The organism is Rhodococcus sp. IEGM 1381 (genome assembly GCF_030056795.1).
Classification (GTDB): domain Bacteria; phylum Actinomycetota; class Actinomycetes; order Mycobacteriales; family Mycobacteriaceae; genus Rhodococcoides.
This window is the reverse complement of the sequence record NZ_JASHKQ010000005.1, coordinates 194,601-214,707: the sequence shown is the minus strand read 5'-3', so window position 1 is coordinate 214,707 and position 20,107 is coordinate 194,601. Positions and strand designations below refer to the sequence as shown.

The 20,107-nt window shown below is 64.1% G+C and carries 19 protein-coding genes; 17 read left to right on the top strand and 2 right to left on the bottom strand.

Annotated elements, in window-relative coordinates:
• Positions 1–241 precede the first annotated feature (241 nt).
• Genes QM797_RS15415 through QM797_RS15400 form a run of 4 tightly spaced genes read left to right on the top strand, consistent with a single transcriptional unit; the run spans position 242 to position 4,431 of the window.
• Positions 242–979 carry a GntR family transcriptional regulator gene (locus QM797_RS15415; protein WP_283276511.1) on the top strand — a complete coding sequence of 246 codons (738 nt, stop codon included), beginning with the start codon at positions 242–244 and terminating at the stop codon, positions 977–979.
• A 33-nt stretch (positions 980–1,012) separates the two neighbouring features.
• Positions 1,013–2,014, top strand: coding sequence for an ADP-ribosylglycohydrolase family protein (locus tag QM797_RS15410; RefSeq protein WP_283276510.1), 1,002 nt, complete (start codon positions 1,013–1,015; stop codon positions 2,012–2,014).
• A 30-nt stretch (positions 2,015–2,044) separates the two neighbouring features.
• The gene (locus QM797_RS15405; RefSeq protein WP_283276509.1) at positions 2,045–3,511 is read left to right on the top strand and encodes a purine-cytosine permease family protein; all 1,467 of its coding nucleotides are present in this window, start codon (positions 2,045–2,047) and stop codon (positions 3,509–3,511) included.
• A complete protein-coding gene (locus tag QM797_RS15400) occupies positions 3,508–4,431 on the top strand; it encodes a PfkB family carbohydrate kinase (protein ID WP_283276508.1) in 924 nt (307 codons plus the stop codon). Before QM797_RS15405 ends, QM797_RS15400 begins: the two co-directional genes overlap by 4 nt.
• Here the strand turns inward: QM797_RS15400 and QM797_RS15395 are convergent.
• Positions 4,402–5,457: a LacI family DNA-binding transcriptional regulator gene (locus QM797_RS15395; RefSeq protein WP_283276507.1), complete on the bottom strand. Its 1,056-nt coding sequence runs from the start codon at positions 5,455–5,457 to the stop codon at positions 4,402–4,404. The two genes, QM797_RS15400 and QM797_RS15395, sit on opposite strands and share 30 nt — an antisense overlap.
• A gap of 112 nt (positions 5,458–5,569) precedes the next feature.
• Here QM797_RS15395 and QM797_RS15390 point away from each other — a divergent pair, with 112 nt between their 5' ends.
• From QM797_RS15390 to QM797_RS15340, 11 genes are all read left to right on the top strand, one after another.
• Positions 5,570–6,604 carry a formamidase gene (locus tag QM797_RS15390; RefSeq protein WP_283276506.1) on the top strand — a complete coding sequence of 345 codons (1,035 nt, stop codon included), beginning with the start codon at positions 5,570–5,572 and terminating at the stop codon, positions 6,602–6,604.
• A gap of 159 nt (positions 6,605–6,763) precedes the next feature.
• A complete protein-coding gene (locus tag QM797_RS15385) occupies positions 6,764–7,396 on the top strand; it encodes a flavin reductase family protein (RefSeq protein WP_283276505.1) in 633 nt (210 codons plus the stop codon).
• Positions 7,393–8,286 (top strand): carbon-nitrogen hydrolase family protein, encoded by an 894-nt coding sequence (locus QM797_RS15380; RefSeq protein ID WP_283276504.1) that lies wholly within the window; start codon positions 7,393–7,395, stop codon positions 8,284–8,286. Before QM797_RS15385 ends, QM797_RS15380 begins: the two co-directional genes overlap by 4 nt.
• Complete coding sequence (locus QM797_RS15375; RefSeq protein ID WP_283276503.1) at positions 8,264–9,295, top strand: 2,5-dihydroxypyridine 5,6-dioxygenase NicX family protein; 1,032 nt, start codon at positions 8,264–8,266, stop codon at positions 9,293–9,295. Before QM797_RS15380 ends, QM797_RS15375 begins: the two co-directional genes overlap by 23 nt.
• 1 nt (position 9,296) lies before the next feature.
• Positions 9,297–10,556 (top strand): FAD-dependent monooxygenase, encoded by a 1,260-nt coding sequence (locus QM797_RS15370; protein WP_283276502.1) that lies wholly within the window; start codon positions 9,297–9,299, stop codon positions 10,554–10,556.
• Complete coding sequence (locus tag QM797_RS15365) at positions 10,553–11,983, top strand: MFS transporter (protein WP_283276501.1); 1,431 nt, start codon at positions 10,553–10,555, stop codon at positions 11,981–11,983. Before QM797_RS15370 ends, QM797_RS15365 begins: the two co-directional genes overlap by 4 nt.
• Entirely contained in the window at positions 11,983–12,834 is an 852-nt protein-coding gene (locus QM797_RS15360) for an FAD binding domain-containing protein (RefSeq protein ID WP_283276500.1), read from the top strand. The genes QM797_RS15365 and QM797_RS15360 overlap by 1 nt, the downstream gene beginning before the upstream one ends.
• Positions 12,831–15,197: a xanthine dehydrogenase family protein molybdopterin-binding subunit gene (locus QM797_RS15355; protein ID WP_283276499.1), complete on the top strand. Its 2,367-nt coding sequence runs from the start codon at positions 12,831–12,833 to the stop codon at positions 15,195–15,197. Before QM797_RS15360 ends, QM797_RS15355 begins: the two co-directional genes overlap by 4 nt.
• Positions 15,194–15,697, top strand: coding sequence for a (2Fe-2S)-binding protein (locus QM797_RS15350; protein ID WP_283276498.1), 504 nt, complete (start codon positions 15,194–15,196; stop codon positions 15,695–15,697). The genes QM797_RS15355 and QM797_RS15350 overlap by 4 nt, the downstream gene beginning before the upstream one ends.
• Complete coding sequence (locus QM797_RS15345; protein WP_283276497.1) at positions 15,694–16,320, top strand: SRPBCC family protein; 627 nt, start codon at positions 15,694–15,696, stop codon at positions 16,318–16,320. The genes QM797_RS15350 and QM797_RS15345 overlap by 4 nt, the downstream gene beginning before the upstream one ends.
• 7 nt (positions 16,321–16,327) lie before the next feature.
• On the top strand, positions 16,328–17,527 hold the full coding sequence (locus tag QM797_RS15340) for an XdhC family protein (protein WP_283276496.1): 1,200 nt from the start codon (positions 16,328–16,330) through the stop codon (positions 17,525–17,527).
• Here QM797_RS15340 and QM797_RS15335 read toward each other — a convergent pair.
• Positions 17,437–18,504, bottom strand: coding sequence for a YbfB/YjiJ family MFS transporter (locus QM797_RS15335; protein WP_283276495.1), 1,068 nt, complete (start codon positions 18,502–18,504; stop codon positions 17,437–17,439). The two genes, QM797_RS15340 and QM797_RS15335, sit on opposite strands and share 91 nt — an antisense overlap.
• 207 nt (positions 18,505–18,711) lie before the next feature.
• Here QM797_RS15335 and QM797_RS15330 point away from each other — a divergent pair, with 207 nt between their 5' ends.
• Together QM797_RS15330 and QM797_RS15325 are read left to right on the top strand one after the other, a co-directional pair.
• Complete coding sequence (locus QM797_RS15330) at positions 18,712–19,011, top strand: type VII secretion target (protein WP_283276494.1); 300 nt, start codon at positions 18,712–18,714, stop codon at positions 19,009–19,011.
• Entirely contained in the window at positions 19,008–20,015 is a 1,008-nt protein-coding gene (locus QM797_RS15325; protein ID WP_283276493.1) for a hypothetical protein, read from the top strand. The genes QM797_RS15330 and QM797_RS15325 overlap by 4 nt, the downstream gene beginning before the upstream one ends.
• Positions 20,016–20,107: the final 92 nt, after the last annotated feature.

The following is a 20,107-nucleotide window of genomic DNA, read 5'->3' as shown; positions in this document are numbered from 1 at the left end:
CTCACGTGCGCCAGTTGGACGCCTTCCCTGTGCCGAGGGCGTATCAAACATAGAAGGGCAGAGCGATCGTTACCGCAAGAGAAAATCCCAGGTGGAGGCCCGGCGCGATCTCCGTCACGTGGCGATATTTCTGCCGGCACCCAGCGAAGACTGGGGCTGTCCCGACGTGCCCTTCGCCGAAAAGTTTCGACAAAATGAACAGGCTCTGTACAGGTTCACTTTTGCGATGTACGGTACTGACATGACCGAGCCCGCTATGACTCAGCGCACATCGGAGCGCACGCGCCACAAGCGTCACCAGGTGCTCGCCTCACTCAAGAACACCATCGAGTCCGGCGACATCCCCTCCGGCTCGTTCCTGCCAGGAGAGAACGAACTCGCCCGCGAGTTCTCGGTCAGTCGTGGCACCATTCGTTCTGCGCTCAGTGAGTTGGAAGATCAGAAGCTGATCGAAAAACGCAGCGGCATAGGATCACTCGTCACCTTCGACGGCCATCAGATCGAGACCGCCGACGGCTGGGCACGGGCACTGTCGTCTGCGGGCGTCGAGATGCACACCCGTACACTCCGCATCGAGCGCATCGTGGACCCGGAATTGGCTGCCGAGGCCGGAACTCCGAATCTGAACTTCGTTGCCGTCGATCGAGTGCGACACGTGGTCGACGGGCGTCCGGTGTCGTTGGAGCGCAGCCGTATTCCAGCACTGGGAACGCTCGCGGACCTGCCCGAGAACGGATTGGTGGTGGACTCACTGACGGCAACCTTGAGGTCCGCGGGGCTCGTGGCTGCCAGTGGCGAGCAATGGGTGTCGGTGGTTCCGGTGGACTCGGCCGATGCAGCAGTTCTCGAAGTGCCGGTGGGCACCCCGTACCTGCACAGCATTCGTGTCAGTCGAGACGCGTCGGGTCGGTTCGTCGAGAAGGTCGTCAGCCTGCTCGCGCCCGACCGCTTTCGGCTCCACCTCTCTTTCAATTCCTGATCGATGACCCCACTTTCGGCAAGGACTGTTTCGATGTCTGCTTCACGCGATCGCGCCCTCGGGGCCTTCTACGGCCTGGCGCTGGGTGATGCGCTGGGAATGCCGACACAATCGATGCGCCGGGAGGACATCGTCGAGGATTACGGACAAGTGCGCGGATTCGTCGACGCCGGTCCCCGTCAGCTCATCGCGCACGGTATGTCGGCAGGCTCGATCACCGACGATACCGAGCAAGCGATCATGCTGGCGCAGTTGATCATCGACGGTGACGGTGTGGTCGATCCCTCGGCTTTCGCCCGCGCCTTGATCGCATGGGAGTCCGAGATGTCCGCGCGCGGATCGCTGGATCTGCTGGGACCGTCCACCAAGCGAGCCGTGGAACGAATACTCGACGGATCGGACCCGAACGAGGCGGGCAAGTTCGGCAGCACCAACGGCGCGGCCATGCGAATCACACCCGCAGCAATTGCGGCATCGCTGGACGGCGGTATCGTGCCATTCGTCGACGCGATCTACAGTTGCAGCTTCGTCACCCACAACACCTCTCTCGGAATAGCCTCCGCCGCAGCGGTTGCCGGAGCCATCAGCGCCGGGATCGCAGGTGCGGAATTGCAAGAGGCAGTCGACATCGGTGTTGCCGCCGCCACCGAGGGGGCCACCCGTGGATATTGGGTCGCCGGTGGAAACATCGCAGCCCGTATTCGTTGGGCAGTCGAGCTGGTCGGCAAATCCGCCGACAAGCACATCACGGACACAGTGGCAGACGTAATCGGCACTTCCGTCGCGTCACAGGAATCAGTGGTAGCGGCCTTCGCTTTGGCCGTTGCGTACGACGACCCGTGGGACGTCGTTCTGGCAGCCGCCACCATCGGCGGCGACACCGACACGATCGCAGCAATAGCCGGCGCAGTTCGAGGTGCCGTCGGCGGCCTGGCAGCGTGGCCCGGCGAAGCGATACGAACGGTAACCGACGTGAACAAGCTCGATCTGGAGCCCATCGTCGATCGACTGCTCGCTCTCCGTAACACGAACTGACACAGTTCGACTCACCCTTGGAGCACAACCATGACCTCATCCGCTTCCACGTCTGCATCGGACACGACAGTCGACGTATTGTCGCTGGAAACTCGCGGGATCGAGCCCGTCCCGGACGACGAGCGCAACGGCAATCCACTGCAGTTGTTCTGGGTATGGTTCGCCGCCAACATCTCTATCCTCGGTCTACCGCTCGGGGCAACCCTGGTGGTCTTCACCGGTCTGAACATCTGGCAAGCATTGATTGTCGCGCTGGTGGGCGCGGCGGGTTCGTTCGCCATCGTCGGAATCGTGTCGATTGCCGGCAAACGTGGCGGGGCGCCCAGTCTCACGTTGTCGCGGGCAACCTTCGGGGTGCGCGGAAACATCGGACCCACACTGGTCTCACTGATGTCACGACTCGGCTGGGAGACCGTCAACACCACCACCGCAGCATTTGTGCTGCTGTCGATCTTCACACTGATCTTCGGTGGATCCGGCGTCGCGAAGGATCATGCCGTCGTCACGATCGCCTCCATCGTCATCTTCATCGTGATGACACTGGTGGTCAGCGGTCTGGGGCACGCGGCGATTCTCGTCATCCAGCGCTGGTCGACGTGGATCTTCGGTGCGCTGAACATCTTCGTTGCGATCTTCCTGATCGCCACCGTCGACTGGACTGCAGTGACCAGTACTCCAGCCGGATCCATCAGCGCGATGGTCATCGGTGTCGGAACCATCGCTGCCGGAACAGGTATCGGCTGGGCCAACGCCGGGGCCGACATGTCGCGCTACCAGCGCAAGAGCGTCGGAGCCGGTTCGTTGGTGCTGTCCAGCGCGGCAGGTGCCGGAATTCCTCTCGTTCTGCTGATCGGCCTCGGCGCACTGCTCTCGGCCGGCGACAACAGCCTCGCGTCCGCGTCGGATCCGGTCGCGGCGATCCGGGAGATTCTTCCGGCCTGGATGGCCGTTCCATACCTGATCACCGCGTTCGGCGGATTGCTTCTGTCCAATCATCTTTCGGTGTATTCGGCCAGTCTCACGACGTTGACCCTCGGTTTTCGGATCAAGCGGGTCTATGCGGTCGGAGTCGACGTGTTCGTCACGTTCGTCGGTGCCATCTACTTCATGCTGATCTCCGACGGTTTCTACGGCCCGTTCATCACGTTCATCTCGGTTCTCGCAGTTCCGCTCACAGCGTGGCTCGGAGTGTTCATGTCCGACATGATCAAACGAAAGACGTACGACGCGGCATCGATCATGAACGTGGGCAACACCAGTCGCTACTGGTACACCGGCGGAGTCAACTGGTACGCCTTCGCGAGCTGGGCGGCGGGAATCGTGGTTGGCTTCCTTTTCACTGCCATCGCTGTGGACGGCGACGTGATCTACACCGGACCGCTGTCCGGCAGCTGGATCGGTGACAACGGACTCGGCTGGGTGGCGTCGTTCGTGATCGCGGCCGGGCTCTATCTCGTCACCGGTGGAGCGCGGCGGACCGAGACGGTCTCTCGGTGACTCCGCGACTGATCCACACCGGTCAGGTCATCGTCGACGTTGTGATGGCCGTACCAGAGGTCCCGGTTCCGGGCGGAGACGTCGTGGCGACGTCACTGAACGAGACTGCGGGAGGAGGCCTCAATGTCATGGTGGCCGCGATTCGTGATGACCTGCCGGTGGTCTTCGCCGGTAGATACGGGTCCGGCCACTACGGTTCGATCGTCCGTGATGCTCTGTATTCCAGCGGCGCCCTCGTGGTCAATTCCGAACCACTGCCGAAGGATTCGGGATTCTGCATCGCCCTCGTCGACGCGAATGCCGAGCGAACATTCGTGACGTACCCGGGAGCCGAGGCCGAATTGAGCGTCGCAGACCTGGAGGCAACCGGAGTTCGACGCGGTGATCTGGTCTACATCACCGGCTACGGACTGGCACACGAGAGCAATGCCGCGGCACTGACCGAATGGCTCCCGTCGCTCCCGGACGAAGTTGTGGTCCTGTTCGATCCGTCGCCGCTGATCGCGACTCTGGACCTACGCGTCGTGGACGCCGTACTCGGTCGGGCCGACATCGTGAGTGTCAATTTGCGCGAGGGTGCGCTCATGACGGGTGCGGACGACATCGATTCCATCGCAATCGGATTGGCCGAGCGGGTGCGTTCCGGGGCATCGGTGGTGCTGCGTACCGGACCGGAGGGGTGCCAGATCGTAAGCGTCGGACGGCCGCCCCGGTCGGTGCCCGGGTTTGCGGTGCAGGCGGTCGACTCCAATGGTGCGGGCGACGCGCACGCCGGTGTGTTGTTGGCGGGACTTTCGCGAGGACTCGACCTGTACGCGGCGGCGTTGCGGGCGAATGCCGCCGCAGCGCTTGCCGTCACCGAGCGTGGACCGGCGACGGCACCTCTTCGATCACGTACCGACGCGTTGGTCGGAGAGTGAGGGCGCAGTTCGCCCCGGAACCGTGGAGTCGCGGACGACCAGCGTCGGTGTGAGTGCCACCGAGGACACCGGCAGTCCGTGGGTGACGGCCAACAGCATTTCAGCTGCGCGTGTGCCGATTTCGCGGTGCGGACTGTGAATTGTCGTCAAGGGCACCGTCAGTTCGCTGCAGATCGAGATGTCGTTGTAGCCGACGACGGCAACGTCGCGTCCCGGCTGCAATTCCGCCTCGCGCAGGACTCCGAGGACTCCGATGGCGCTGAAATCATTGGTCGCGAAGATCGCCGTCGGAGGTGTCGGCAATGCCAGAAGTGCTGTGGCCCCGCGTCGTCCGGCCTCGGGATCGAAGCCCTCTTGCCGTACGTACTCGTCCGGAACGTCGATGCCGGCGTCGTGCAGAGCGGCTCGGCAGCCTTCCAATCGGTCGATTCCGGTGCTGGCCCAGGCCGGACCCGACACGATGCCTACGCGAGTATGGCCGAGTTTGGCCAAGTGTTCACCGGCGAGGTAGCCGCCCCGATGGTCGTCGCACGTCACCGAGGTCATCCCCGGGTATCTACGGCTGATGAGTACGAACTTGATCCCACGGCGGTGGAGGTCGTCGAGGTTCTCACTGTCGAGGCGGGCGTCGCCGAAGATGAGTCCGTCGACGTTGCGGCCGAGGAGAAGGTCTATCCGTCGTCGCTGCTGGACCGGATCGTCGTGGGTGTTGGCGACGAACGTCTCGTAACCCGCCCGGTTGGCCGTTTCCTCGATGGCGTCGTACATCGCGGAGAGAACCACATCGGTCAGTCGTGGCACCAGGACGCCGAAGGCGGTGGACTTCTTCGTGGTCAGACTCGCAGCGTTGGGATTGGGCACGTAGTCCATCTCGCGGGCCAGCTCGAACAGTCGCAGATCTCCGGCACTGGCGCCGGCAGGGTCGAGCGCGACGCGTCGCAGAGCTCGGGAGACGGTCGAGACATGTACTCCCGCAGCAGCCGCGACCGTTTTGAGCGTGACGCTCCCCGAACTGGTGCTGTTCACTGGCGGTTCCCCTCGATCATCCGTCGGACCTGCCCCGACCCCTATTGGCCCCTAAGCTAGCACCGTGCGCAATCGCTTGCGCAATAAGTTGCCCCCGAGGAACGGACTTCTGATGACAGGTTTGGGTGGTCTCAACCCATCGCCGACGGCACTCACGCTCGGTCTGGTGCAGCAGCAGGTTCCGCTGATCATGAGCATGGCCGATGTGGACGCGACGACGGATCGCGTGTGCGCGCAACTGCGTGAGGCGAAAGCAGGTTTTGCTGCGCTGGATCTCGTTGTGTTCCCAGAGTATTCGTTGCACGGGCTCCGCAAGTCGTCGTGGGCGTCCGACGAGGTGATGTGCGACATGGACGGTCCACAGGTGGAGCGGTTGCGCACGGCATGCCGCGAGTCGAACGTGTGGGGGTGCTTCAGCATCATGGAACGCAACCCCGGTGGAGCGCCGTTCAACTCCGGAATCATCGTCGACGATCAGGGTGAGATAGCCCTGTACGTCCGCAAACTTCATCCCTGGACGCCCAAGGAGCCGTGGGAGCCCGGCGACATCGGCCTGCCGGTCTGCCCGGGCCCCAAGGGTTCGGTGCTGTCGCTGTTGATCTGTCACGACGGGATGTTTCCAGAAGTCGCCCGTGAAGCGAGCTACCGCGGAGCCAATGTGCTGCTGCGTACGGCCGGCTACAAGTTCCCGCTTCGGCAGTCCTGGCGTATCACCAATGAGGCCAACGCATTCCACAACCTGGCGTACACGGCCTCGGTCTGCTTGGCGGGGGAGGACGGCAACGGTATTCCGTCGATGGGTGAGGCGATGGTGTGCGACTTCGAGGGCACGATCGTCGAGCGCGGCGACTCCACCCCCGACCGGGTGGTGACGGTATCGATCGAACCGACCCGCGCCGACGCTGCTCGGCGGGAGTGGGGCGTGGAGAACAACATTTATCAGCTCGGGCACCGCGGGTACACGGCGCTTGCCGGTGGTGCGCAGGACTGCCCGTACACGTACGTCCGTGATCTGGCAGCCGGAACCTATCGAGTGCCGTGGGAAGACGAGGTTCGCATCGTGGACGGGACGTCGGAGGGGTACGGACCCCCGCGGCGGCCCAGCAGTCCAACCGATACTGCGCGGGCCGGTCTACGCGGAGAGTAAGGCGGAGGTTACGCGGCCTGTGCCCGTGTAACAGTGCCATTAATTGCTCCTCGATTTGTCGCCCAAAGCTCGACATCGACCGAGAAACCCCTCTATCGTCAGGGCAACGCAATCGGTTGCACGACCGTTTGCACAGCAACCGAAAGAAGGCTCGTTTCGATGACTTCCCAGGTAGGCGACTCTCTGGAGCTCACGGATCGCACCCGCCACGACATCGATTCGATGTCGTCGGGGGATGTGTACAAACTGCTGTCCTGTGCGGTGCAGCCACGCCCGATCGCCTGGATCTCCACGGTGTCCGGCACCGGCGTTCGAAACCTGGCACCGTTCAGCTTCTTCAACGTCGCGTCGCGGAACCCGGCCACCCTGATGATCTCCATCGGTGAGCGAATCGGCTTTCCGGGCGAATTCAAGGACACGTTGGTCAACATCCGCGACACCGGCGAATTCGTCGTCAACATTCCGTCCGCCGACACTGTCGATGCGGTGACCGCGAGTTTCGCCACCGTCGACGCTGAGGTCGACGAATTTGAGCTCTCGCACATGACCGCGGTGCCGTCGATCTCGGTCGCGGCACCGTCGGTGCTGGAATCTCTGGTCTCGCTCGAATGCCGCACACTGCAGGAAATCGCGCTCGGCACGGACACTCTGGTGTTGGGGACCGTGACGGCGGTGACCAGCAGGCCGGGTCTACTCAGTGACGACCTGCACGTCGACACCCTCGAACATCGATTCCTCGGCAGGCTGGCCGGACCGTTCTACACCACCGACATGAATCGAGTGGCGCAATGACCACCTCGGCCCACCTGCGCGGCGTCGACACTCGGCCGGTGGTCGATACGTTCGATATCGCTGTGGTGCAGACCGGTTCGCGTACCGGTGCCTGGCAGCAGAATATCGACGCGGTGAGCTCGGAAGTCCGTGTACTCGCCGCCGGTGGCTCCAAGGTGATCGTGCTGCCCGAACTGTTCGCCAGCGGTTACGATCTCGACAGCATCGACGCGATGGCCGAGTCGGTGCCCGGCCGCACATCGATCGCGCTCGGAGAACTCGCCGCTGCGACCGATACGGTTCTGGTGACGGCAATGGTGTTCCGCGATTCCGAGGGAGCTGTCTTCGACAGCTCACTCGTCGTGGGTCCGGACGGTCTGCTTGCCCTGGGGCACAAGCGGTTTCTGTGGGACCGTGAGAACGCGGTGTTCACCCCGGGTGCGCAGAGCGGTCTGCTGGTCGACACCCCGTTCGGATCCATCGGCGTCGTGATCTGTTACGAAGCAGGGTTTCCCGAGACTGTCCGCGATCTCGTGCAGCGAGGAGCCGATATCATCGCCGTGCCGTCGGCCTTCGGTCACGTCCGCCTGCATGTGTGGAAGCTGCTCACGCGATCCCGCGCACTCGAGAACGGTGTTGTCGTGGCGGCCGCGGGGCTCACCGGGCAGACCGGCGACGGACCGCGGTTCGCCGGACACAGCGTCATTGTCGGGCCGCAGGGCCGCACCATCGTCGAGATGGCCGAGACCGTCGGATCGGTCTCGGCGACGGTCTCCAGACGCGAACTGCAAGACGCACGCGACGAAGTGCCCTATCTGAAAGATCTTGCCCGACTGGGCGGTATCACCGAGACACGAACGACCGAGAACGATCACGAGAGGAACCGAGATGTTCGATCTGCGATCAGCTGATCTGTTGCGCGCCTTCACCCGTCAGCTCGAGCTGTGCAAAGTTCAGCCCGGAGAACAGGTGGTGATTCTCGCGGAACCGTCGAGCCGTGGTGACTACGTCTCGGCTGCTTTCGGAGCGGCCCAGAGCCTGGGCGCACAGGTACTCGCGGCCACCGTCCCGGGCGGCAGCCCCGCACCGATGCCCAGCACGCACACCGGTGCAGGCCCCGGCCTGGTGTCGGTCATGAACAGTTCGGTGGCTCAGGACATGCTCAAGGGTGCAGACCTGGTGGTAGACCTCACGAGTGAGGGCTTCATCCATGCGCCCATTCAGCAGGAAATCCTGGCCGCCGGCACACGCATCATCTTCGTCTGCGACGCCCCGGACGTGTTGATCCGGAACATGCCGCAGGACGGCGACAAGGAACGAGTCCAGGCCGGGGTCGATCTGATCCGCAACGGCTCGACCATGCGCATCACCAACGACGAAGGCACCGATCTGACCGTGCAGCTGAGCAATTCGCAGCCCGAGTTCCAGGTGGGCTTCGCCGACGACAAGGGCCGCTGGGATCACTGGCCGTCCACCATGGTGTTGTGTTGGCCGGAGATCTCGAATGGAAAGATCGTGCTCTCCGAGGGCGATATCTTGTTGCCGTTCAAGGAATACGTCCGGGGCGAGACGACGCTGACGGTCACCAACGGCCACATCGACGAGGTGACCGGCGGCGGTGAAGCTGCACTGCTCAACATGTTCTTCGCGGACTCCAACGACAAGTGGGCGCGCTACCTGTCTCATATGGGCTGGGGACTGATGAAGACCGGCGACTGGTTCGCGGCGGCGATGTACGGCAAAGACGACATCATGGGTATGGACGCCCGAGCGTTCGCCGGCAGCTTCCTGTGGTCCACCGGCCCGCACCCCGTGCTCGGCCGGGACTCCTACGCGCACCTGGACATCGGGATGCGCGCCTGCACCGTGTCGATCGACGGCATCGATGTCGTCACCGAGGGTCGATTGGTGGAGAACTGACATGGCACCGATCGAAGTAGTCATCGCAGGCGGCGGCCTGGGCGGTCTGACCGCGGCACTCTCGCTGCGGCACAGAGGCATCCAGGTGACGGTGCTCGAGGCCGCAGCCGAATTGGGCGAGGTGGGTGCAGGAATTCAGACCGCTCCCAACGCCAGCCGCATCCTCATAGCGCTCGGGATGCGGGACAAGCTCGAAGCGATCAAGACCGAGCCGATGGATCAGGTGCGCAGGCGGTGGGAGAACGGCAAGGTCATCGCGCTCACCGCCCTCGGCGAGTACTGCAAGAAGACGTTCAACGCGCCGTACTGGCATTACCACCGCGCAGACCTGCATTCGGCCATTCATGCGCAGTGCCTCGACCCCGACGGCCCGGGCCCGATGGTGGTGTTCGAGACCGATGCGAAGGTCGTCGAGGTCGACCGCACCAACCCGATGCGGCCCGTCGCGGTGACCGGAGCGGGACGTCGGTACGAATCGGACCTGCTCATCGGAGCCGACGGTATTCGTTCGACCGTGCGCGATCTGATCGGTCTACCCGATACTCTCGTGTTTTCCGGTGAAATGGCCTATCGCGCTTTGATTCCGGGTGATCGCATCGTCAAGGACCCGGCTACCCGCTGGCTCGTCGACCGATACCAGAGCACCATCTGGTACGGACCCGACCGACACCTGGTGCACTACATGATCCGCAACGGTGAGTACCTCAACGTCGTTGCGCTGGCCCCGTGTACCGACGAGGTCCGCGACGGCGGACCACGGCTCGTCGGGCCCGAGGAACTGATGGCGACGTTCCCCGACTGGGACGACCGCGCCCACGCGATGCTGTCCAAGGCCGACGAAAACGTCCTGTGCCAGGCGCTTTACTACCGCAGACCTGATCCTCGCTGGACCGACGGCCGCGTCGCGTTGCTGGGCGACGCGTGCCACGCCATGCTGCCGTACCAGGCGCAGGGCGCATCGCAGGCGATGGAAGATGCGGCCGTGCTGGCCGAGGAACTCGCGAAGGTGACCTCGAGCGGAATCGACGATGCCCTGGCGCGCTACGTCTTTCGCCGAGCCCGGCACGCGCGGATGGTGCAGGACGCAAGCCTGAAGAACAAAACGTTCTACCACATACCCGATGGACCCGAGCAGCAGAAGCGGGACGCGACACTGGCGTCGTTCGATGGGGAGTCCGACATCTCGTACGACTGGCTGTGGAGCGGTACTCCGCTCGACGACAGCGACGACGAGAAATTCCACTACTCGTTCGTCCGATGACGACCTCGGACCACAACACCGCGCCGGAGGTTGCGATGAAGACTGGTGATCAGGTAGTACAGGAACTCCCCTGGAAATGGGGTGTGCAGGGAAAGATCTTCATCATCGGCGGGCTGGGCTACATGTTCGACGCCTGGGACGTGGCGCTGAACGGGTTCTTGACTCCGCTGCTCGGCAGCTACTGGGATCTGTCCCAGGCAGAGCGCGGACTCGTCGCCACCGGCAACCTGATCGGCATGGCCGTCGGTGCTGTCGTGTGGGGCACGATCGCCGACCGAGTCGGGCGCAAACGTGCATTCTCGTTGACTCTGTTGATCTTTGCGCTGTTCTCGGTACTCGGTGCGTTCGCGCCGAGTTTCGAGATCTTCATCGTGCTGCGCTTCCTCGCCGGGTTCGGCCTCGGCGGCTGCATCCCCGTCGACTACGCGCTGGTCAGTGAGTTCTCACCCCGCCGCATCCGCGGCAAGATCCTCTCCGCGATGGACGTCTGGTGGCCCATCGGTGCCACCATCTGCGGCGTCGTCGCCACGCTTCTCGTCCCGATCGACGGAGACGTTCGTTGGCGCTACATGCTGCTGTTCATGGTTCTGCCTGCGCTGCTGCTGTTCTGGGTTCGACGCGGCATCCCCGAGTCGCCGATCTACCTCGCCAAGGTCGGACGTGAAGTCGAGGCCCGGGCCGTCATCGACGACATGGTGACCCGCACCGGATCCGACGCCGTCGAGTACGTTATCGTCGCCGATACCGCGCCGAAGGGGCCGGGCGGAATGAAAGCTGCTCTGACGCAGCTCAAGTCGGTGTGGCGCTACAGCCCACGTATCACGGCGGCAGCGTGGATGCTGTTCGTGTCGATCATGCTGCTGTACTACGCAGCGCTCAGTTGGATGCCGTCCATCCTGCGGGCCGAGGGCTACGGAGAATTCGCAGCCTTCGCCGGTACGACGCTCATGACCGGCGTCGGCATCGTCGGTGTGCTCACCTCCGCGTTCATCGTCGAGATCTTCGGCCGCAAGTGGGTCATCGGACTGTCCGGCCCGATCGCCGGCAGTGCCCTGGTCATGTTCGCAGTCATGCTCGACATCCAGTCTGCGGCGCTGATCTGGCTGGGCGTCTTCGGGTTCGTCATCCAGCTGACCATCCCGGTGCTGTATTGCTATGTCTCGGAGTTGTACCCCACCAACATTCGCGCCTCGGGATTCGGCTACGCATCCTCGGTCAGTCGGGTGGCCACCGGATTCGCTCCTCTGCTGTTCGGTTCGGTGATGTGGCCGATCCTCGGTCTGCCGTTGACATTCGGCATCGTCACCGTGTTCGTGTTGTTCTCGGTTGTCTGGATGGCCTACTTCGCACCGGAGACCAAGGGCCGTGAGCTCGACACTCTCGTCGACGAACCCACCGAGGTCGTCGCAGGCGAGGCTCGGGTCTGATGAAGCCCGCACAGTTCGACTACCACCGAGCTCGCGACGTCTCGGGTGCAGTGCGGCTGTTGGCCGAGCTGGGCGAGGACGCGAAGATCATCGCCGGAGGCCAGTCCCTGGTCGCCATGATGAACTTCCGCCTCGCCCGGCCCGGGCATCTGGTCGACGTGGGTGGGTTGAACACGCTGCGTTACATCAGGCGCGACTCCGACGGCTTGCACATCGGGGCAACCACTACCCACCACGACGTCGAATCCGGTGACGTGGGAGCGGAGTTCGCAGTCCTTCGCGATGCCATGCGGTGGGTCGGGCACTACCCGATTCGCACTCGCGGCACCGTCGGGGGCAGCATTGCCCACGCGGACGCAACTGCAGAATGGTGCTTGCTCGCCATCCTGCTCGATGCCCGCATCGTCGTCGAGAGCGTGCGGGGCCGGCGTACCGTCGACGCCGATTCGTTCTTCTTCGGTTACTACTCCACGGATCTCGCGTTCGACGAGATGATCGTCGAGATCGTGTTCCCGAACCCGGCACCGCACGCCGCGGTGACCGAATATGCCGAGCGACAGGGAGATTTCGCGATCGTGGGTGCAGCGGTGTCCCTCGATCTCGACGGTCTGGCGGTGGTCGGCGGACGCGTCGCCCTCGCGGGGGTCGGCGCGACCCCGATGCGATCGCCGGCAGGCGAGGCCGCGCTCGCCGCCGGTGGAACGTTCGCCGACTGCGCGGACGCCGCAGCCGAAGCCTTGGAACTGGAGGACGAGGGCATGTTCACCGCCGATTACCGCCGCACCCTGGTGCGCACGTTGGTCGCCGAAGCCTGCAGCGACGCACTGGTATCGCAGGGAGTGCCCACGTGAGCGTCGATCAGGTTCTCACCCCGAAATTCGTCGGCACCTCGGTCGCACGCCGGGAAGACCCGCGGTTGCTCACCGGTCGAGGCAGATTCGTCGATGACATTGCGATGCCGGGAATGCTGCATGCCCAGTTCGTGCGGAGCACCGTGGCGGCCGGCTCCATCACCGGACTGGACGTCGGTGATGTCGCCGGAGTCGAGGGCGTACGCGGCGTCTTCACCGCAGCGGACTTGGACCTGCGGCCGATCCGCGCCGAATTGTCCCGTCCTCTGAGCGAATTCGTGCCCACCGACATGCCCGTGCTGGCGCACGACGTCGTTCGCTACGTCGGTGAGCCGATGGCCGTCGTCGTCGCCGCCGATGCCTACAGCGTCGAGGACGGGCTCGAAGCGGCGCGAGTGTCGTACCGGACCGTCACCGCTGTCACCTCCGCAGATCAGGCCATGTCCGAGGGCGTGCCCCTGGTTCACGATTCGGTTCCGAACAACACTGTCGTGGACGTGCAGATGTTCGCCACCGAGGGCATCGACGAGATCTTCGACGACGCGCACACTGTGGTGTCGGTGCAATCCAGAACCGGGCGCCAGAACGCGCTTCCGCTCGAGACCCGTGGATGCATTGCCTACTGGGACGACCGCGACGAGCAGTTGATCATCTACATCTGCACGCAGGTCCCGCACCAGGTTCGTACCGTCACCGCGCAGTGCCTTGGTCTCGACGAACGCCAGGTACGCGTCGTCGTGCCCGACATGGGCGGCGGGTTCGGGCAGAAGTGCGTCGTCGGCCGTGAGGAGATCGCCGTCGCGGCAGCTGCATTGAAGCTCCGTCGCCCCGTCAAGTGGATCGAGGATCGCAAGGACGCACTGACGGCGTCGTTTCTGGCACGCGAGCAGCAGTACGACGTGCGGGCCGCGTTCGATTCCGAGGGGCACATTCTCGGCCTCGACGCCGATGTCGTGTGCGACATGGGTGCGTACTCGTGTTACCCCTTCACCGCGGGAATCGAGCCGCTCATGGCCTCGGCCGAAATGCCGGGGGTGTATCAGGTACCGGCCTATCGGGTGCGGGGACGCTCGATCTTCAGCAACAAGGCCCCGACAGCGCCGTACCGCGGAGTGTCACGCCCGCAGTACGTCATGGTGATGGAGCGACTGTTCGAGCGAGCAGCCCGCGAATTGGCGCTCGACGCAGTGGAGATCAGGCGCCGCAACGTCATCACCGCCTTCCCGTACACCGGCGTCAACAACATCACCTACGACCCAGGTTCGTACCTCGAGGCTTTGAACCTGTGCGAGCAGACGCTGCGCGACGGCGGTTGGTACGACCTTCAGGAGCGGGCTACCGCCGACGGCCGACACATTGGCATCGGGTACTCGTGCTTCAGCGAGCGAACGGGCTACGGCAGCAGCGCATTCGCGGCCCGCAAGATGAACGTGGTGCCCGGATTCGACATCTCGGAGGTCCGGATGGACACCTCCGGCACCGTGGTCGTGACGACTGGGACGATGAGCCACGGCCAGAGCCACGAGACCACGATGGCGCAGATCGTCGCCGACCGGCTCGGCATCGAGGTGGAACAGGTCAAGATCGTGCAGGGAGATACTGATCGGATCACCTACGGCTTCGGGTCGTTCGCGTCCCGCTCGATCACCATCGGCGGCAGTGCGGTGGCGCTGGCGTCGACCAAGCTGGGGGACAAACTGTGTGAGATCGCGGCGCATTTGATGGAGACGCGCGACGACAACGTCGAGCTGGCCTCGGGGCGCGTTCGTCAGCGCGATGATCACTCGAAGTACGTCACCTATCGAGACATCGCCGACGTCGCGTATCTCAAGGCACAGCTGCTGCCCAAGGGCGTCGAGCCGGGGTTGTCCGCTACGGCCAGCTTCGACGTGTTCAACGACGGAACGTTCTCCAACGCCACCCACGGTGTCGTCGTCGAATTGCACGAGGGCACCGGACGAGTGGAGATCCTGAAGTACGTGTGCGTCGAGGACTGCGGCGTCGCGATCAACCCGAAGATCGTCGAGGGCCAGTGCCGCGGAGGGATCGCGCAGGGTATCGCAGGAGCGTTGTTCGAGCAGGTGTCGTACGATGAGAATGGAAACCCACTGTGCGCCAGCTTCATCGACTACAAGGTGCCCACTGCCTGCGAAATCCCCGACATCGAGATCCATCACCTCGAAACGCCCTGCCTGTTCACCGAATCCGGTGCCAAGGGTGCCGGTGAGGGCGGCACGATCGGTGCACCGGCCGCGGTGCTCAATGCAGTCAACGACGGACTGCGTTCCACCGGAGTGGAACTGAACGACACACCGATCACTCCCGTCGCAGTACATGCGGCACTGGTGAAGGGAAGGGCATGAGCAACAAGCAACTGATCGAACTGACCGTCAACGGCATCGAACACGAAGTGATCACCGAATCACGCCGCACCCTGGTCGACGTACTACGGCACGACCTGCAATTGACCGGAACTCATGTGGGTTGCGAACACGGCGTGTGCGGGGCCTGCACCGTCCTGATCGACGGCAAGCCGGCACGCGCCTGCCTGACGTTTGCCGCGCAGGTGGAGAACTCCGAGATCCAGACCGTCGAATCACTCGGGATCGACGGCGAATTGAACGATCTGCAACAGGCGTTCGCGGACCACCACGGCCTGCAGTGCGGATTCTGCACGCCAGGATTCTTGATGTTGGCCGAGGGCTATCTGGCCGAGCATCCGAACGCCACGAAAGAAGAGATCCGCGAGGTGGTTGCCTCGAACTACTGCCGCTGCACCGGATATCAAACCATCGTCGAGGCCATCGACTCGTGCGCCGAACAGCGCCGCTGCGCCGGCTGTGTGAACGGAGTTTCCCAGTGATACTGACCAATACGCTCGACATCGACGCATCGGCCGATGACGTCTTTCGGTTGATCAATGACGTCGAGAAGGTGGCTACCTGTGTACCGGGTGCCGCCATCACCGGCAAGGACGGTGAGACTTTTCTCGGCGGGGTCAAAGTGAAGGTCGGGCCGATCAGCGCCTCGTACGCAGGCACCATTCGGTTCCTCGACGTCGACGCTGAAGCACGCACGCTGTCCCTCGAAGCCAAGGGTGCGGACTCGCACGGAAACGGCGATGCCGAGGCTCAGGTGGATCTGGCGGTCGAGGCGATCGGCGATCGGTCTCGATTGACGTTGAACACCGACCTGGTGATCAGCGGCAAGATCGTCTCGTTCGGCAAGGGCGCGATTGTCGCGGTCTCGAACAAGGTGCTGCAACAGTTCGCCGTCAATCTCGGTGCGCTGCTCAGTGGTTCGGCCACCGCCGATCCCATCACCCCTGCAGCCGAAAGGACTGCTGTTGCACGCCCGATGGGCGGCGAATTGAACGCGATGAGTCTGATGCCCGAACCGGTGCGCAAGTACGCACCGGTCGCGGGGATCTTTCTCGCCGGAATGGTCGAGGGCTGGTTGGTGTCCAGAGCCTTCGGACGTCGGTAGGTTCGCGATGCTCGACTTCGCCGCCACTCTGCACGACTGGTTCGTCGAGGGACGACCGTTCGGTGTGGCCACTGTCGTGGCCACATCAGGCAGCGCGGTCCGAGACGTGGGTGCCGTCATGGCCGTCGACGCCGGTGGCACCGCACTCGGCGGGGTGTCCGGCGGATGCGTCGAAGGTGTGGTGTTCGACGCTGCGGTGTCGGCGGCGCAGGGTGAACTCGTCGACCGCCTGAGGTTCGGCATCGCGGCCGACGACCCGTTCGCCATCGGCCTCACCTGCGGCGGAACGGTCGATGTCGTGGTCGACAGAGTCGATCGGGACAGTCGCCCGCACTATGAAAAACTGTTGGCGCGAATAACATCTCGATCGTCGGTCGCCGAAGTCACAGTCGCCTCCGGTGGCTCGGGCGGACACCTCGTGGTGACTGCCGACGACTCGTGCGGCTCCATCGGCCACCAGACGCTCGATGAGGGAGCTGTCTCGCTCGCTCGGGTGATGTTGGCGGACGGTGCAAGCGGACTGCGGGACATCGAAGTCGACGACGGCATCGTCGAGGTCTTCGTGCGATCGTTTCGGGCCCCACCGCTCCTGATCGTCTTCGGCGCGCTCGACCTCGCCGACGCCGTTGCTCATGCAGCAAGCATCGTGGGTTACCGCACCGTGGTGTGTGATGCCCGGCCGATATTCGCCACGGAGGAGCGCTTTCCGCACGCCGACGAAGTTGTGGTGGCCTGGCCGCACGAGTATCTGGCGGCCCAGTGGGACAATGGGCTGATCGACGGCACCACCGCTTTGTGCGTGCTCACGCATGATGCAAAGTTCGATGTTCCGTTGCTCGACGTCGCGGTGCGCACCACTGCCGGCTATATCGGCGTACTGGGCAGCCGTCGAACGCACGAGGACCGACGTGAACGTCTTGTCGACAGAGGTGTCGGGGAGGCCGCGTTCGCGCGGTTGTCGTCGCCGGCCGGTCTCGACATCGGCGGGCGCACCCCCGGGGAGACCGCGCTGTCGATCGTCGCCGAAATGGTTGCGGTGTCCAACGGGCGATCCGGCGGGCGTTTGCGTGACGGTACCGGTTCGTTGCACGGCAGAACAGATGTCGGTAGCGGGGCTCAGCGTGGCGCGGTCAACTGCGATACGCGCACGGCGCCTGCAGTTCCGAGTATCAGCACGCCGGTCGCAATGGCGAAGGCGACCGAATAGGAGTCGCCGATGGCAGGAGCGACGATCAGAGGGCCGAGTACCTGCCCGACGCCGTAGACCGCAGTCAGTGTTGCCGTGGTACGTCCGATGGGCAGTGTCTGTGCGGTGCTCATCGTCAGCATCGTGATGCCCATGAACGTTCCGCCGAACAACAGAGCCGAGAACACGGCGGCGACGGTGTTTCCGGTCAGAGCCGGAAGCACTGCCGCGATCGACTGCAACGCGAACGCTGCCACCAGGGCGCTGCGCATGCTGGTTCGCCGAGCAATTCCTTGCCACAACACGGTCGCCGGTACCGCGGCGAATCCGACGACGATCCATACCGCCGGACCCACCGACGTGCTGCCGTGGCCACCGACCGCTGCGACGAGAATCGTACCGACGATGATGTAGCCGAGACCCTCGAGGAAGTACGCGAACAGCAATGTCCGCCATACGGTTCGGGCCTTGCGGTCGAGATCGCCGGGTACAGCCCGCGTTGTGGGCTCGGGATGCACCGAAAGCATCCACGCCGGGGCCACGAGCACCGTAGTCAGGATCGCCCAGCACACCCACAGCGACTCCCACGACAGATGTGGCCCGACAAGCAACGTCAGTATGCCCGACGCTGCTATACCTACACCGACGCCGCCGAACGCGATACCGGGTGAGGCTCCGTCGGCTCGATGCTTCGTGACGGTGCTCGCGCAGGCGATGAAGACCGCGGCACTCGCCAGGCCGGCCAGGAACCGCAGCGGCGAGAACGCAGCGGTGGAATGCACTGCAGCCATGGTCAATTCGCTGGGGACGAGCACGACCGTCCACAGCCTGAACGACGTCGTCGTATTGAGCGACGGGCGCACGGACAACACGATCGCCCCGACGAGGTAGCCGGCGTAGTTCGCGGTTGCGATGACGGCACCGCTGCTCGGTGTCAGCTCCGCCGCGTCGACCATGATCGGTAGCAGCGGCGTGAACACGAATCGCCCGACGCCCATCGCGGCCGCGAGTCCGGCCGCGGCAGCGAACGATAGTCGACGGCCGTTGATTGCGGTTACCCTCCTAGGTCGTTAGCCGGATCAACGGTACGCGTCGTATCCGCGTCTCCAGAACCGGACTGGAGGGAACCGATCCGACCCGGCAGGCGTCAAACCCGATGACGCCGATTCACCGGGCGTCGATACGGTGCGACTCGGGGGAGCGTCATGACAGTGAATGTGGATCCAGTGATCCTGCGGCAGTTCTCGAATGTGTTGTCGGGAACGGGGGAGGTGATCGCCGAGTTGGATACCCTCGCCCCGTTCCGCGAATCCGAAAATGCGCTGCTGGGTACCGACTTCGGCGCAGCATGTGCGGCGGCCGCGGCAGCGGCGGCGGGAGCTGTTGCAGCACTGGCCGGCCGGGCCGAATGCGTCGCAGACATTGCCCGCGGCGTCGCGCAGAACTACGAGATCGCCGACGACGAACTCGCCCGCCGCCTCGCTGCGATGGACCAGCCGAAGTGATCCCGACCGTGCCGCACGTCGCGGGCTGGGAGCCGGGGTCGATGCGCAAGACGATGATCGAACTGGCCGAGATTGTCGAGCGCGTCAACGGCCAGCGCACCGGCGTACTGGAGGAGCAGGATGTGCTGGCCGAGACGTGGACCGGCGAGGCAGCGAACGCTGCAGCAGAACGCGTGGTGACCGAATGCTCCCGGATGAGCTCGGTGTGCGGTGAGATCGATTCACTCGGTAAGGCATTCGAGACCGCAGCAGGAATGGTCGACGCCGCGAAGGCGCACCTGCTGGCGCAGGTGTCGGCGGCGACGACGAGCGGGTTCGCCGTACGGGCAGACGGTGTGGTCGATCCCGACGGGATGATTGCGCTGATCCCAGACAGTGTGGGCGAAGAGAAATTACGCCAGGCCGACGAACTGCGCTCTGCTGCAGCGCAGTTGACGGAGGACATTCAAGATGCTCTGAAGCAGGCCGAGCAGGCTGCGCTCGACGCTACGCAGCACTTGGCCGAGCCCACGAAGCTGTTGACCACGCTTGCGCTCGGCAACCCGACCGGAAAGTTCGTCGAGAACCCGGACGGGTCTTTCTCGTGGATGCCGGACTGGCCGACGACCATAGCGGCGACGGTCATCGGGGGCATGAGCGACGCGACGACGAGGGTGCTGGAACTTCCAGGTGTCAGTTCCGTGGACGACGTGGCCAAGAACATCGGCCGTGGGCTTGGAGCCTTCGGTGCGGTTGCCGGAACGATTCCCTCGATTGCGCACGATATCGACGAAGGAGTGAGCCCCCCCGAGGCAATTGCGGTCAATACAGCGAGCACCGCCGCCGGCCTCGCAGCTGCAAGCTACGTCACCTACGCCCTCGCGGGACTCGGTGGTACCGCGGGTTCGCTGTTTCCGGGGCCGGGCACGGTGGCCGGTGCTGCCGCCGGCGTCGCGTTGGGTGCCCTGGTCGGGGGCTCGGTCAGCCACGGCGTATCGAAGGTCTTCGAATGGACGTTGCGATGACTGAACGCCGAGACAGTAGCGACATCTCGAATCGGGGCTATTCACCAGTGAATTCGTCACACAGGAATGTTGGATGGCAGAAGAGGCCCGTG